The 13,345-nt window shown below is 72.1% G+C and carries 14 protein-coding genes; 3 read left to right on the plus strand and 11 right to left on the minus strand.

Annotated features, from left to right (window positions below; all coding sequences use genetic code 11):
• Positions 1-58 precede the first annotated feature (58 nt).
• From fbaA to ACFWUQ_RS22205, 6 genes are all read right to left on the minus strand, one after another.
• Positions 59-1,081, minus strand: a complete 1,023-nt coding sequence (gene fbaA, locus ACFWUQ_RS22180; protein ID WP_384540618.1) for a class II fructose-bisphosphate aldolase — start codon at positions 1,079-1,081, stop codon at positions 59-61.
• A 268-nt stretch (positions 1,082-1,349) separates the two neighbouring features.
• The gene (pyrE, locus tag ACFWUQ_RS22185; RefSeq protein ID WP_384540621.1) at positions 1,350-1,889 is read right to left on the minus strand and encodes an orotate phosphoribosyltransferase; all 540 of its coding nucleotides are present in this window, start codon (positions 1,887-1,889) and stop codon (positions 1,350-1,352) included.
• A 21-nt stretch (positions 1,890-1,910) separates the two neighbouring features.
• Complete coding sequence (locus ACFWUQ_RS22190; RefSeq protein WP_384540624.1) at positions 1,911-2,699, minus strand: aldose 1-epimerase; 789 nt, start codon at positions 2,697-2,699, stop codon at positions 1,911-1,913.
• A gap of 236 nt (positions 2,700-2,935) precedes the next feature.
• On the minus strand, positions 2,936-3,880 hold the full coding sequence (locus tag ACFWUQ_RS22195) for an SRPBCC domain-containing protein (RefSeq protein ID WP_384540627.1): 945 nt from the start codon (positions 3,878-3,880) through the stop codon (positions 2,936-2,938).
• A 33-nt stretch (positions 3,881-3,913) separates the two neighbouring features.
• On the minus strand, positions 3,914-5,557 hold the full coding sequence (locus tag ACFWUQ_RS22200; RefSeq protein ID WP_384540629.1) for a polyamine aminopropyltransferase: 1,644 nt from the start codon (positions 5,555-5,557) through the stop codon (positions 3,914-3,916).
• A 135-nt stretch (positions 5,558-5,692) separates the two neighbouring features.
• Positions 5,693-6,241: a DUF2617 family protein gene (locus ACFWUQ_RS22205; protein WP_384540632.1), complete on the minus strand. Its 549-nt coding sequence runs from the start codon at positions 6,239-6,241 to the stop codon at positions 5,693-5,695.
• Positions 6,242-6,558: 317 nt separating this feature from the next.
• Between ACFWUQ_RS22205 and ACFWUQ_RS22210 the strand changes: the two genes are divergently transcribed.
• Positions 6,559-6,753, plus strand: coding sequence for a hypothetical protein (locus ACFWUQ_RS22210; RefSeq protein WP_384540634.1), 195 nt, complete (start codon positions 6,559-6,561; stop codon positions 6,751-6,753).
• A 207-nt stretch (positions 6,754-6,960) separates the two neighbouring features.
• The gene (locus ACFWUQ_RS22215) at positions 6,961-8,157 is read left to right on the plus strand and encodes a pyridoxal phosphate-dependent aminotransferase (protein WP_384540636.1); all 1,197 of its coding nucleotides are present in this window, start codon (positions 6,961-6,963) and stop codon (positions 8,155-8,157) included.
• 136 nt (positions 8,158-8,293) lie between these two features.
• Here the strand turns inward: ACFWUQ_RS22215 and ACFWUQ_RS22220 are convergent, their stop codons facing one another.
• The 3 genes from ACFWUQ_RS22220 to clpB all read right to left on the minus strand — a co-directional run bounded on the left by ACFWUQ_RS22220 (position 8,294) and on the right by clpB (position 11,991).
• Positions 8,294-8,509: a DUF6247 family protein gene (locus ACFWUQ_RS22220; protein WP_384540638.1), complete on the minus strand. Its 216-nt coding sequence runs from the start codon at positions 8,507-8,509 to the stop codon at positions 8,294-8,296.
• A gap of 228 nt (positions 8,510-8,737) precedes the next feature.
• Positions 8,738-9,283 carry a YbjN domain-containing protein gene (locus ACFWUQ_RS22225; protein WP_384540641.1) on the minus strand — a complete coding sequence of 182 codons (546 nt, stop codon included), beginning with the start codon at positions 9,281-9,283 and terminating at the stop codon, positions 8,738-8,740.
• A gap of 122 nt (positions 9,284-9,405) precedes the next feature.
• Positions 9,406-11,991: an ATP-dependent chaperone ClpB gene (clpB, locus tag ACFWUQ_RS22230; RefSeq protein ID WP_384540644.1), complete on the minus strand. Its 2,586-nt coding sequence runs from the start codon at positions 11,989-11,991 to the stop codon at positions 9,406-9,408.
• Between the two features lie 96 nt (positions 11,992-12,087).
• Here clpB and ACFWUQ_RS22235 point away from each other — a divergent pair, with 96 nt between their 5' ends.
• The gene (locus ACFWUQ_RS22235) at positions 12,088-12,501 is read left to right on the plus strand and encodes a pyridoxamine 5'-phosphate oxidase family protein (RefSeq protein ID WP_384540647.1); all 414 of its coding nucleotides are present in this window, start codon (positions 12,088-12,090) and stop codon (positions 12,499-12,501) included.
• A gap of 185 nt (positions 12,502-12,686) precedes the next feature.
• Here ACFWUQ_RS22235 and ACFWUQ_RS22240 read toward each other — a convergent pair whose 3' ends face one another.
• Both ACFWUQ_RS22240 and ACFWUQ_RS22245 read right to left on the minus strand, forming a co-directional pair.
• A complete protein-coding gene (locus ACFWUQ_RS22240) occupies positions 12,687-13,001 on the minus strand; it encodes a (2Fe-2S)-binding protein (protein WP_073917230.1) in 315 nt (104 codons plus the stop codon).
• On the minus strand, positions 12,998-13,288 hold the full coding sequence (locus ACFWUQ_RS22245) for a hypothetical protein (protein WP_384540650.1): 291 nt from the start codon (positions 13,286-13,288) through the stop codon (positions 12,998-13,000). Before ACFWUQ_RS22245 ends, ACFWUQ_RS22240 begins: the two co-directional genes overlap by 4 nt.
• Positions 13,289-13,345 lie beyond the last annotated feature (57 nt).

Raw genomic sequence — 13,345 nt, forward strand, 5'->3', positions numbered from 1 at the left:
GTCCGCCGTCGCGAGACGGCGGACCGGGCCCTTCGGTGCAAGGTCCGGGCGGGAGACCCTACTTGAGCTTCGTGCCGGTCGAGCGCAGGTTCGCGCACGCCTCGGTGACGCGCGCGGCCATGCCGGCCTCGGCCGCCTTGCCCCAGGTGCGGGGGTCGTACTTGGACTTGGTGCCGACCTCGCCGTCGACCTTCAGGACCGCGTCGTAGTTGCGGAACATGTGGTCCACGACCGGGCGGGTGAAGGCGTACTGGGTGTCCGTGTCGAGGTTCATCTTCACGACGCCGTTCTCCAGCGCGGTGGCGATCTCCTCGGCCGTGGAGCCCGAACCGCCGTGGAAGACGAAGTCGAACGGCGAGGACTTGCCGTACTTCTCGCCGACGCCGGCCTGGAGGTCCTTGAGGAGCTCGGGACGCAGGACGACATTGCCCGGCTTGTAGACGCCGTGCACGTTGCCGAAGGAGGCGGCCAGCAGGTAGCGGCCCTTCTCGCCCAGGCCCAGGGCCTCGGCGGTGCGGATCGCGTCGTCGACGGTGGTGTACAGCTCGTCGTTGATCTCGTGGCTGACGCCGTCCTCCTCGCCGCCGGTCGGGGTGATCTCGACCTCAAGGATGATCTTGGCGGCGGCGGCCTTGGCGAGCAGCTCCTGGCCGATGGCCAGGTTGTCGGCCAGGGTCTCGGCGGAGCCGTCCCACATGTGCGACTGGAAGAGCGGGTTCAGACCGCGGGCCACGCGCTCGGCCGAGACCTCCAGGAGCGGACGTACGTAGCCGTCCAGCTTGTCCTTGGGACAGTGGTCCGTGTGCAGGGCGACCGTGATGTCGTACTTGGCGGCCACGATGTGCGCGAACTCGGCCAGGGCGACCGCGCCCGTGACCATGTCCTTGTTGTACTGGCCGCCCAGGAACTCGGCGCCACCGGTGGAGATCTGGATGATGCCGTCGCTCTCCGCCTCCGCGAAGCCGCGCAGCGCAGCGTGCAGGGTCTGGGACGAGGTCACGTTGATGGCCGGGTAGGCGAACTTGCCTGCCTTCGCCCGGTCGAGCATCTCGTTGTAGACCTCGGGGGTTGCGATGGGCATCTGTCCGCTCCTTGGCTGTGCGGGGAGTGTGCTTATTGCGGGCCCTGACCTGGGGGCGACGTCACCGTCGCCCCCATCTTTCCAGACTCGGCGCGACACTCCACCCCGTGGTGGCCCAGTACGTCCGGAAGCCGCCGGGACGTTTCACGTGAAACATCCCGGCGGATCGGAAAGGCGCAGGTCAGGCCCCTGCCAAGGCAATCGGGAACCGCGGCCGCCCGGTGTCCGAGGGGCGGACGGGCGGCCTTGACGGCCCCCTACCGGGCCCTCAGGACAGGCCCAGGTCCCCGAGGCGGTAGCCGGTGAGGTAGGGCAGGCCGGCCTCGGCGATGGCCTCGGCCGCGCCCCGGTCGACGATGGTGGCGACGGCGACGACCTCGCCGCCCGCCTCGCGGACGGCCTCGACGGCCGTGAGCGGGGATCCGCCGGTGGTGGACGTGTCCTCGACGACCAGGCAGCGCTTGCCCTTCACGTCGGTGCCCTCGATGCGGCGCTGCATGCCGTGCGCCTTCTGCGCCTTGCGCACGACGAAGGCGTCCAGCCGCCGACCGCGCGCGGCGGAGGCGTGCAGCATCGAGGTCGCGACCGGGTCGGCGCCCAGGGTCAGACCGCCGACGCAGTCGAAGTCGAGCTCGGCGGTGAGGTCGAGCATGACCTGGCCGACCATCGGCGCGGCCTCCCCGTCGAGGGTGATCCGGCGGAGGTCGATGTAGTAGTCGGCCTCCCGACCGGAGGAGAGGACCACCTTGCCGTGCACGACGGCCTTGTCCTTGATCTGCTGCAGAAGCGCATCGTGTACGTCAGTCATGACCCCGAGCTTAAGGGGGAGCTACCCGAGCCGCCGCCAGGTCCACGTGGTGGAGACCTCCAGCGGGTCCACCGGCGTGACCAGCTGCGGAAGGCTGTTCAGGCCGTTCGGCGGGCCCGACTGCGGCTCCACGCAGACGGCCTGCGGATCCTCGTCGTAGACGACCACCCATTCGGCGCGGCTGGTGACGCGCACGTCCAGCGCTCCGGGCCAGGTGACGGTGACGTCGACGCCGTTCGGCATGCCGAAGCAGTCGTCCCAGGGGCCGGGCAGCGGGTCGATACGCTTGCCGGTGGGGATGTGGTCCGCGCCGCGCTCCTCCTGCCAGGCGGGGTCGAAGGTGATCTGCGCCGGTTCGCCGCCGCGGCCGAGGTCGCGCAGGAACCAGGGGTGCCAGCCGGCCTGGGCGGGGAAGGAGTCCCCGTACGTCTCGACGCCCAGGGTGAGCGTCAGCGCGTCCTCGGACAGCTCGACGATCTGGGTGACCCGGCCGGGGTAGGGCCAGGGGTCGACCAGGTCGTACGTGAACGCCGCCTCGGTGGCGGTGGCGCGGGCCGGCCTCCAGGCCGCGTCCCGGGCGAAGCCGTGGAGGGCGTGCGGCGGGTGGTTCAGCGGGAGCTGGTGGACGGTGGCTCCGTCACGGAAGCGGCCGCCGTCGGTCCGGCCGCACCACGGGACCATGGGGAAGGCCCCGTAGTGCGCGCCCTGGCGCAGCAGCTCCGTCCCGTCGATCCGCAGGCTGCTGATCCGGCAGCCGTTGTCCTGGTCGACGGTCACCTCGGCGCCGCCGGCGCTCAGTTGCGTACTCATGGCTCGACCCTAAGGGCTGGCCCTTCGTCCCCGGTGGATCAGTGGGCGGCTTCAGACGCGGTGCGCCGCACGGCGCAGGGGCGTCCTCGGCGCGGGCGTGTACTCGGCACTCCCGCGGCGCGCCGGGGTGCCGCAGCCGTCGTCGTGCGCCCGCCGGTGCACCGGGCGGCCCTCGGCACGGGCCGCCGGCACTCGGCGGCGGCCGGGCGGTCCGCCGGTGTCCTGGTCCCGGCCGCTCAGCGGCGCCGCCGCAGGGCCCTGCCGATGACGACGGCCGAGGCCAGGGCGAGGGCGGCGGCCGGTGCGATCCAGCGCAGGCTGTCGGCGGCGGAGGCGGAAGCGGGTGCGGGGACCGGGGCGTAGCGGCCGCGCGGGGGCGCGTGGTCCACCTCCTCGGCGCTCCGGCCGATCATGGTGCGGCGGGCGTGGGCCGCCTCGGCCGGGGGTCGGGGGAGGTCGCCGAGCTCGCTCAGGTCCTCGAACCCGCCCGCCAGGAAGGGGTCCAGGGACGGGGCCGGTACGTCGGTGTCGAACACGGACGCGGAGACCTCGGTGGCGTCCTCCCCGCCGACGGCGCCGCCGGCCGCGTCGCTCTCCTCGGCCTCCTCCCCCTCGGCCACGGGGTCGGCATCCGCCCCGGTGTCAGCCCCCTCCGCCGCAGGGTCGGCCTCCGCCGCAGGGTCGGCCACCTCCGCCACGGGATCGGCCTCCGCCTCGGGTTCCTCGGCCGCGGCCGACGGAACGGGGGCGGCGCCCGCGACGGCCGCCAGGTGCCCGGCCGCCCGGTCCAGCAGCCGCCGTACGGCGGGGCCGGTGGCCTCCGGTCCGAAGCCCGCGGCGCGCCCGTCGGCGGTCGCCCCCGCGGTGATGTCCAGCCGGGTGCCGTCCTCCCGCGCCGCCAGGCGCAGCGCGAGGGAGAAGGCGACGGTTCCGCTGCCGCGTACCTCCGTGCCCTCGCCGTCGACGGCGAAGTGGTCGGGGTCCCGCTCGGTGACGGCCAGTGCCCCCCGGTAGGTGACGGTGTGTCCGCCGACCCGCAGCCGCAGCCGGCCCGAGAGCGGCCCGGCCCCGGTGTCGGCGTCCTGCTGGAGCCCCGGCACACAGCGGGCCAGCCGGGCGGGGTCGCGCAGTACGGCGCGGAGGTCGTCTACCGGGACCGGAACGAATACCTGATGCTCCATGCGGCCGAGCCTACCGACGAGACCCGTACCGGGTCACGAATACCGCGGGTGCGGCAGGGTCGACGGCGGCAGCCCCCGCACCCGGGTCCGCTCCGCGTCGCGGGCGGAGTCCAGCAGGGAGCCGGTCGACAGCGAGCGCAGTCCCGGCGTGTCGTGGTCCACGCGCAGTCGTGGGGCCTCCTCCCGGGAGGCGAGCACGAACCCCCAGTCCCGGGGCGGTGCGTCGGACGGGCCCAGGGGGGTGCGGTCGGGTCCGGCGGCATGGCCCGACAGGCGCCCGCCCGCGCTGTAGGGGGAGGTCCGCAGCCCGGCGGCGCGCAGGGTGGACTCGACGGTCCAGTACGCCCGGGGGCGGGTGGCCATCGGCCCGGCGTGCACGGCCATCCGTCCGCCGGGGCGCAGGGCCCGGGCGGCCAGCCCGTAGAACTCCTGCGAGTACAGCTTCGTGCTGGGGGTGATGCCGGGGTCGGGGAGGTCGCAGAGGATGACGTCGAAGCGGTCGTGGGCGGCCGGCCCCCGCAGCCAGCGGAACGCGTCCTGCGTGACGACCCCCAGCCGGGTGTCCTCGTACGCGCCGGCGTTGAGCGCGGAGAGCATCGGGTCGGTGCGGGCGAGGCCCACCACGCCCGGGTCGATCTCGACGACGGTCACGGAGGCGACGTCCGGGTAGCGCAGCACCTCGCGGGCGGCGAGCCCGTCGCCGCCGCCGAGGACCAGGACCCGGGCGTGCGGTCCGGTCATCGCGGGGTGCACGAGGGCCTCGTGGTAGCGGTACTCGTCGTAGCCGCTGACCCGCAGCCGCCCGTCGAGGTACAGGTCCAGGGAGCGCGGGGAGCCGGTCGGGGGGCCGGTGAGGACCAGCTCCTGCACGCCGGTCCGGACGGCGACCCGTACCTCCGCGCCGTAGACGGCCCGGCGGGCGACCCGCTCGAAGTCGTCGGCGAGCACGGTCGCGGAGGCCAGCACGGCGAGCACGGTCGCGTTCGCGGCGATCAGCACCCAGCGGGCGCGCCGGCTCAGGTCGCGGCGGAACAGCCACAGCACCAGGGCGCCGCCGACGACCGCGTTGACGGTGCCGGTGACCATGGCGCCGGTGAGCTGGCCGAGCAGCGGGAGCAGCAGGAACGGGAAGGCCAGACCGCCGACCAGGGCGCCCACGTAGTCGGCGGCGAACAGGTCGGCGACGGCCCCGCCCGCGTCCTGTCTGCGGATCCGCTGGATGAGGACCATCAGCAGCGGGATCTCCGCGCCGATGAGGACCCCGATGGCGAAGGAGAAGGCGACGAGCGCGGGCCGGGACTCTCCCAGCCAGGCGAAGGTCGCGTACAGCGCCATGGCCGAGAGCCCCCCGAGCAGGGCCAGCCCGGCCTCGATCGCGCCGAAGCCGAAGGCGGGCCGGTGCCGGAGCCGTTTGGCGAGGAGCGAGCCCACGCCCATGGCGAAGACCATGACGGAGAGCACGACCGACGCCTGGGTGACGGAGTCGCCGACGAGGTAGGAGCCGAGGGCGAGCAGCTCCAGTTCGTACACGAGGCCGCAGGCGGCGCAGACGAACACGGTGGCCAGCACGAGGAGTCGGCCGGTCCGGGGCCGTACGGGCAGGGCGGCCGGGACGGTCTCCCTGCCCGCGGACTCCGGAGCAGGGAGCACCCGGCGCGGGACGGAACGGTCGATCATGCAGCGAACCGTACGTCACCGCCCACGCCCATCCGGTCACCCACATGGGTGCAAGTGGGTTACTGATCAGGCCAGTTGGCCTAACGGATGTGCCGCCGCGCGCTCCGGAACGCGCCGCCGCGCCCCGCCGCCCGGTCAGAGCAGGACGGTGGCCTCCATGGCGGCCGCGGGCGCGGTGGCCGTGCGCACCCCGATCCGCGTCCGCGTGGCCACGAGCTGGCCTTCTTGCGGGTACGCGTGCCAGGTCCGCCAGCGCACCTGCCCCTCGTAGCGCTGCGCGAGCATGGCGGTGAAGGCGTGCGGGCTGCCGGGGAAGGTGCCCGCGAGCCCGTTCGGGTGATCCGCGACCAGGGCGAGGAGCTCCTGCGCCCGCCCCGCGAAGGACCCGCGGGAGAGCGTCTCGACGCGTGCGGCGAACTCGTACTCCCAGTCGCCCACCCGCTTGGCGACCCCGAGGGGCAGCGGCGTACTGCTGCCGGGCATACAGGCGACCGTCTCCGAGCAGAGCACGTCGCCCTCCTCCAGAAGTACCTGGTGGGAGGCGCCGAGCAGGCGCAACTCCACCTTCGCGCCGCCCAGCTCGATGTTCAGTACGCCCAGGGCGGGCAGCCGCTCCCGACCCAGGGCCCAGGCGAGATCGGCGGCACGCGTGTCGGTGTAGGAGGTCTGGAGGGTCGTGAGCATGAGTCGACTCCGCAAACGCGCGAGGGAGATGGGCCGGGGCCCGCCAGCGGTAGTCAACGGGTGGGGGGACACCGGCACGGGTCCTGGGAAGTCCAGGGAGGTCCGAGGACTGGTCTACTCAACCGAGGGAATCATGAAAGGCACGGCACTCACAGCGTTTTTACCCAACTTGAAGGGGTTTACATCCCCCCGGGGGCAGCACAGTTCACGTGTTCAACAGGTTGCGTCCCGCGCGTCGCCGTGCGGGGGCGCACAAGGGGGCGCCCGACGGAAACGAGCCCGTCGGGCGCCTTGTCCTGCCCGGTCCCGGCGGCCCGGTGCCAGCTGCCCCGTGTCAGCTGGAACCGCCGCAGCCGCCACCGCCGCCGGACGACGAGCCGCCCCCGCAGGAGGAGGAACCGCTCGAACACGACGAGCCGGTGCCCGTCGATTCACTCCCGCCCCACCAGCTGCTGGAGCTGCTGGAAGAGGAAGAAGACGAGGTGAACGAGGACGCTCCGGAGCCGGCGTAGCCGCTCCTGAACCCCCGCACCGCCATCGTCACCACGAACGCGACGAGCAACAGCCCCAGCACAATGAAGACGAACGTCATGTCCGCCCCCTCTCTCACGCCCCGGTCGTCCCGGGGGGCGGGATCCCCGCGTCCCGCGTGCAGGGGGAATTCCCATGTCCCGCACGGACCAAAGCACACTTGAGCAAGTCCAGAGGTTCCCCGCAGGATGGCGCCCATGACCGCACCCGAGAGCAGCAAGCGCCCGTTCCTGAACCGCGGGCTGGCGTCCTTCGGCACCACGATCTTCGCGGAGATGTCGGCCCTCGCCGCCCGCACCGGGTCGATCAACCTGGGCCAGGGCTTCCCCGACACCGACGGCCCGGCGCACATCGCCGAGGCGGCCGCCCGCGCGGTCCTCACCGGGCTCGGCAACCAGTACCCGCCGGGCGCCGGCGTCCCGGAGCTGCGCGGCGCGATCGCCGCCCACCAGCAGCGCTTCTACGGCCTCTCCTACGACCCCGACACCGAGGTCCTGGTGACCGCCGGCGCGACGGAGGCCATCGCCGCCGCCCTCCTCGCCCTCCTCGAACCGGGTGACGAGGTCATCGCCCTCGAACCCTTCTACGACTCGTACGCGGCCTGCATCGCGATGGCCGGCGCGGTACGCGTCCCCGTCACCCTGCGCCCGCACGCCGGCGCCTTCGCCCTCGACCCGGACGAGCTGCGCGCCGCGGTCACCCCGCGCACCCGCCTGCTGCTGCTGAACACCCCGCACAACCCGACCGGCACCGTCCTGACTCCGGCGGAGCTGGCCGCGGTGGCCGAACTGGCCGTCGAGCACGACCTGCTCGTCGTCACGGACGAGGTGTACGAGCACCTGGTCTTCGAGGGCGCCCACACCCCGCTGGCGGGTTTCCCCGGCATGCGCGAGCGCACGGTCACCATCTCCTCGGCCGGCAAGACCTTCTCCTTCACCGGCTGGAAGGTCGGCTGGCTCACCGCGCCCCCGGAGCTGACGGCGGCGGTCCGCTCGGTGAAGCAGTTCCTCACCTACGTCTCGTCCGGGCCCTTCCAATACGCGATCGCCGAGGCCCTCGCCCTCCCCGACTCCTTCTACGAAACCTTCCGCGCCGACCTGGCCGCCCAGCGCAACATCCTCGGCGACGGCCTGGCGGCGGCCGGCTTCGAGGTGTACCGCCCCCAGGGCACGTACTTCATCACCACCGACATCGCCCCGCTCGGCGAGCACGACGGCCTGGCCTTCTGCCGCGCCCTCCCCGAGCGCTGCGGCGTCGTCGCCATCCCCAACCAGGTCTTCTACGACGACAAGGCCGCGGGCGCCACCCAGGTCCGCTGGGCGTTCTGCAAGCGGCCGGCGGTCTTGCACGAGGCGGTGGAACGCCTCGGGCGGCTGACTCGCTGAAAGGCGCGCCGGATGGAGCACGGAAACAGGGCCTGGCCTCAGCTGGGCCCTGTTCCCCGCGGATGAACTACTCGGTGTCCCTGGGATGCCGACCCGTTCAAGGGTGGGACGCTGGCTCGATCGCCCTTCTTCGGGCTCACCCACTCACCTCTACCGGGCCCAGATCGTCATTCGCAAGAGGCCGCAGGGCTTCTCGAAGCTGCTCCGGATCCGCATTGATGCGCGCAGTCGCCCGCCAGGACACGAGGGTGCGGTGCACAGCCTCTCTGGCTCCCAGCTCAGCCGCGTCGGACAGCGCTTCGAGCAAGTCCACGGCGAACGCGCGCATCTCTTCGTCATCCAGATGCCGCACCCACGGACTGTCGACCGCTGTGCACGCGGAGCGCACCGAAGAGAGCCTCACGAACCGGGCGGCGGTGGATGTGGGCCGCCGCCCCGCTGCCGGTGGCTTCCGTGGCCCCCGCCATGGCCAGAGCCCGGCCCCGCACCGCGGTCGTGGTGACCGCGGTGCCGGCCGGGCTCAGGTGCGGCTACGGGCTGTATCTGCTGCTCGTGGCACGCGTATCGCTGTGACGGGCGACTACTGGTTGGTGTCGTCGCCGTCCTTGTCGTCGCCGTCGGCGGAGTCGACGTCCTGCTCCAGTCCGAGCTGCTCCACGAGCCACTTGTCGAACTCGATCGAGGCGCGGACCCAGCTGACCGTGGAGGACACGAAGTGCTCCAGGCTGACGCCGGTGCCGATCAGCATCTGCGCCTCGCCGATCAGGCGGACCGAGCCGTCGTCGTGGGTGTGGCTGTAGACCTTCGGCCACAGGGTGCGGCGGTTCCAGTCGTCGATCGACTCCAGGAGCTGCGGCTTCTCCTCGATCTTGTGCGGACGGTCGTAGAAGGTCCGCACCGAGAAGACCGCCTGGTCGCCCTCGCCGCGGAACATGAAGTACGTCCGGAACTCCTCCCACGGCGCCGCGAGGTCACCCTCGTCGTCGACGACGTACTTGAGCTCCATCTGCTCCAGCAGCTGCTTGACCAGATCCTGGTCGGGGACGACGGGGCCCGCCGGTCCTGTGGCCTGCGGCTCGGGCTGCTGCCCTCCGAAGTTCGGAATCGAGGCCGGGTCGATGCTCACCGTGTACTTCCCTTCGTGCGGATACCTGCATCCTCCCCCATCGCGCCTACCCCGTGTCCACCCCTGGACGCGCGATCCGCTCCCGGCGGACAGGAGCGCACCGCGCGTGACCGGGGAGGGACTCAGAGCGCCTTGCCGACCAGCAGCCCCTCCTCCGCGGCGTCGACCCGTACGGTGTCGCCGTCCTTGACCTCGCCCGAGAGGATCTCCCTGGCCAGGCGGTCTCCGATCGCCGTCTGGATCAGGCGGCGCAGCGGCCGGGCCCCGTACGCCGGGTCGTTGCCCTTGTCCGCCAGCCAGGCCAGGGCGGCGGGCGTGACCTCCAGGGCGAGGCGGCGGTCGGCGAGCCGCTTGGCCAGCCGGCCGATCTGCAGCTCCGCGATGTGCGCCAGCTCGTCGCCCGTCAGCGCGGAGAAGACGACGAGGTCGTCCAGCCGGTTGAGGAACTCCGGCTTGAAGGATGCCCGGACCACTTCCAGGACCTGCTCCTTCTTCTGCTCCGGCGGAGTGGCCGGGTTCATCAGGAACTGGCTGCCCAGGTTCGACGTGAGGATCAGGATGGTGTTGCGGAAGTCCACCGTCCGGCCCTGGCCGTCCGTGAGGCGGCCGTCGTCCAGGACCTGGAGCAGGATGTCGAAGACCTCCGGGTGGGCCTTCTCCACCTCGTCCAGGAGCACCACGCTGTACGGGCGGCGGCGGACGGCCTCGGTCAGCTGGCCGCCCTCCTCGTAGCCGACGTAGCCGGGCGGGGCACCGACCAGCCGGGCCACGCTGTGCTTCTCGGAGTACTCCGACATGTCGATGCGGATCATGGCCCGCTCGTCGTCGAAGAGGAAGTCCGCGAGGGCCTTGGCCAGCTCGGTCTTGCCCACGCCCGTGGGGCCGAGGAAGAGGAAGGAGCCCGTCGGCCGGTCCGGGTCGGCGATGCCGGCGCGGGTGCGCCGCACGGCGTCGGAGACGGCCCGTACGGCCTCGGACTGGCCGATCAGGCGGCGTCCCAGCTCGTCCTCCATACGGAGCAGCTTCTGGGTCTCCCCCTCCAGCAGCCGGCCGGCGGGGATGCCCGTCCAGGCTCCGACCACGTCCGCGATGTCGTCCGGGCCGACCTCGTCCTTGACCATCGTCCCCTTGGACGCCTCGGCCTCGGCCTCCGTGGCCTCCGCGAGCTCGCGCTCCAGGGCCGGGATCTCCCCGTAGAGCAGCTGCGAGGCGGTGTCGAAGTCGCCGTCGCGCTGGGCGCGCTCGGCCTGTCCGCGCAGGTCGTCCAGGCGCTCCTTGAGCTCACCGACCCGGTTGAGGGACTGCTTCTCCTTCTCCCAGCGGGCGGTCAGGCCGCGCAGGTCCTCCTCCTTGTCGGCGAGGTCCTTGCGGATCTTGTCGAGGCGTTCGCGGGAGGCCGGGTCGGACTCGTTCTTCAGCGCCAGCTCCTCCATGCGCAGGCGGTCCACCGACCGCTGGAGCTCGTCGATCTCCAGCGGTGAGGAGTCGATCTCCATGCGCAGCCGGGACGCTGCCTCGTCGACGAGGTCGATGGCCTTGTCGGGGAGGAAGCGGGAGGTGATGTACCGGTCGGACAGGGTGGCGGCCGCGACCAGAGCGCTGTCGTTGATGACCACCTTGTGGTGCGCCTCGTAGCGGCCCTTGAGGCCGCGCAGGATCGCGATGGTGTCCTCGACGGACGGCTCGGCGACCAGCACCTGCTGGAAGCGGCGCTCCAGGGCCGGGTCCTTCTCGATCCGCTCGCGGTACTCGTCGAGCGTGGTCGCGCCGACCATCCGCAGCTCGCCGCGGGCCAGCATGGGCTTGAGCATGTTGCCCGCGTCCATGGCGGAGTCGCCGCCGGCGCCCGCGCCGACGACGGTGTGCAGCTCGTCGATGAAGGTGATGATCTGGCCGTCGCTCGACTTGATCTCGGCGAGGACGGTCTTGAGGCGCTCCTCGAACTCGCCCCGGTACTTGGCGCCGGCGACCATGGCGCCGAGGTCGAGGGAGACCAGCCGCTTGTTCTTGAGCGACTCGGGGACGTCGCCCTTGACGATGCGCTGGGCGAGGCCCTCGACGACGGCCGTCTTGCCGACGCCCGGCTCGCCGATGAGCACCGGGTTGTTCTTCGTACGCCGCGAGAGCACCTGGACGACGCGCCGGATCTCCTGGTCACGGCCGATGACCGGGTCGAGTTTGCCCTCGCGCGCGGCGGCCGTGAAGTCGGTGCCGAACTTCTCCAGGGCCTTGTACTGGCCCTCGGGATCGGGGGTGGTCACCCGGCGTCCTCCTCGTGCGTTGTCGAAGGCGGCCAGCAGCTTCTTCGCGCCGGCGCCCTGGGTGGAAAGGACCTCGCCCGCGGCGCCGCCCTTGGCGGCGACGGCGATGAGGAGGTGTTCGGTGGAGAGGTACTCGTCGCCGAGCCGGCCCGCCTCGGCGTCCGCCTCCGCGAGTACGGCGAGCAGGTCGCGGCTGGGCTGCGGGGGCGCGACGGTGGAACCGGTGACGCTGGGCAGGGCCGCGAGCAGCCGCTCCGCCCCCGTCCGTACGGCCACCAGGTCGGCGTCGGTGGCGGCGAGGAGGTCGGTGACATTCTCGTTGTCCTCGCCGGCGAGCAGCGCCAGCAGCAGGTGGGCGGGGGTCAGGTCCGCGTGCCCGTCCTTGACGGCCCTGCTGGTGGCCGCGTTCAGCGCGTCCCGGCTCTTGTTGGTCAGCTCGGCATCCACTGCGTCTTCTCCTCTCGTACTGACAGACTCAGCATATGCAAAGTTGAGTCTATTCCACTCAAGGCTGTGCGGGGTACGTCCCGTACCCTTCGCTCCATGTCCCAAGACGTCCTCCACCCGACTCCCGAGTACCTCGCCTTCTGGCGGGAGCGGCACGTGTGCACCCTGACCACCCCGAGGCCGGACGGCACGCCGCACGTGGTGCCCGTGGGCGTCACGTACGACCCGGAGGCCGGCCTGGCCCGGGTGATCAGCAACAAGCACAGCAAGAAGGTCCGCAACATCCTGGCGGCCCAGGCGGCGGAGCCGGGCGGGGCGCGGGTCGCGGTCTGCCAGATGGAGGGGCGGCGCTGGGCCACCCTGGAGGGGCGCGCGGTGATCCGTACGGACGAGGCGTCGGTCGCCGACGCGGTGGCGCGCTACGCGGAGCGGTACGGGCGTACGCCCTCGCCCAACCCCGACCGGGTCGTCATGGAGATCACCCTGGACCGGGCGATGGGCCGCGCGTGAGGCGCTGACGGCTGAGGTGCTGACCGGCTGAGCCGCCCGGGGGCGGCGCGGGCGGTCGGTTCCGGTCAGATTCGCGGTCGACGACTGGACGCGGACATCACAACGGCGCCATCGTGGTCAGGTCCACGATGGCGCCGTTGTGTGGGGGAAGCACCTGAGCGATCTGCAACGACGGGGGAATCGCTTCAGGCACTGCGGGGGGTGGCGGTGGTGATGTCGGGTTCGAAGAGCTGGTGGTCGCGCTGATCAAGATTGACGAAGACCATTCCGTAGCGCACCTCGCAGCGGACGGGCTGCGGCGCGCCCCTCGGGCGGCGCAGGCACCGGTAGGCACGTACGTCCTCGTCCTCCTCGCGCACGACGACGATCGGTTGTCCGAACAGGGTGACCATCAGCGAGTCGCCGGGGTACGGAATCGCGGTGGCCAGGTCGATGAATTGCCATCCGGACCGGTAGGCGGAGGCCATTTCGCGGCGGAAACCGCGGTCGTCGGGGGTCATGCGCCCGCGGACTTCCCACCCGTGCCCCAGCCACTGTCTGACTCCGTACCGGCCGGCGCGATCCCCCAGCCGCTGTCGTCGACGGGCTGCGGAGCCGGGCCCCAACCGCTGTCGGCCTCGACACTGCCCCAGCCGCTGTCACCCTTGCCGGGGGTCCCCCAGCCGCTGTCGTCGTCGCCGGTGGTCCCGGCCCCCCAGCCGCTGTCGACCGGGGCGCTGCCCCAGCCGCTGTCCGCGAGCGAGATTCCACCGACAGCAGCAGCCGTAGAGAGAGCAATGGCAGCCACCGAGCGAAGCAATTTCTTGTACATGGTCGACGTTGTCCTCACTTGATGGATTCCTCT

This window comes from Streptomyces sp. NPDC058662 (assembly GCF_042716255.1).
Taxonomy (GTDB): domain Bacteria; phylum Actinomycetota; class Actinomycetes; order Streptomycetales; family Streptomycetaceae; genus Streptomyces.

Coding starts and splice junctions, on each gene's coding strand:
- fbaA (WP_384540618.1), bottom strand. CDS start 1,081: ATGCCCATCGCAACCCCCGAGGTCTACAACGAGATGCTCGACCGGGCG.
- ACFWUQ_RS22200 (WP_384540629.1), bottom strand. CDS start 5,557: ATGATCGACCGTTCCGTCCCGCGCCGGGTGCTCCCTGCTCCGGAGTCC.
- ACFWUQ_RS22240 (WP_073917230.1), bottom strand. CDS start 13,001: ATGACCCCCGACGACCGCGGTTTCCGCCGCGAAATGGCCTCCGCCTAC.
- pyrE (WP_384540621.1), bottom strand. CDS start 1,889: ATGACTGACGTACACGATGCGCTTCTGCAGCAGATCAAGGACAAGGCC.
- ACFWUQ_RS22190 (WP_384540624.1), bottom strand. CDS start 2,699: ATGAGTACGCAACTGAGCGCCGGCGGCGCCGAGGTGACCGTCGACCAG.
- ACFWUQ_RS22205 (WP_384540632.1), bottom strand. CDS start 6,241: ATGCTCACGACCCTCCAGACCTCCTACACCGACACGCGTGCCGCCGAT.
- ACFWUQ_RS22235 (WP_384540647.1), top strand. CDS start 12,088: ATGTCCCAAGACGTCCTCCACCCGACTCCCGAGTACCTCGCCTTCTGG.
- ACFWUQ_RS22215 (WP_384540636.1), top strand. CDS start 6,961: ATGGCGCCCATGACCGCACCCGAGAGCAGCAAGCGCCCGTTCCTGAAC.
- ACFWUQ_RS22195 (WP_384540627.1), bottom strand. CDS start 3,880: ATGGAGCATCAGGTATTCGTTCCGGTCCCGGTAGACGACCTCCGCGCC.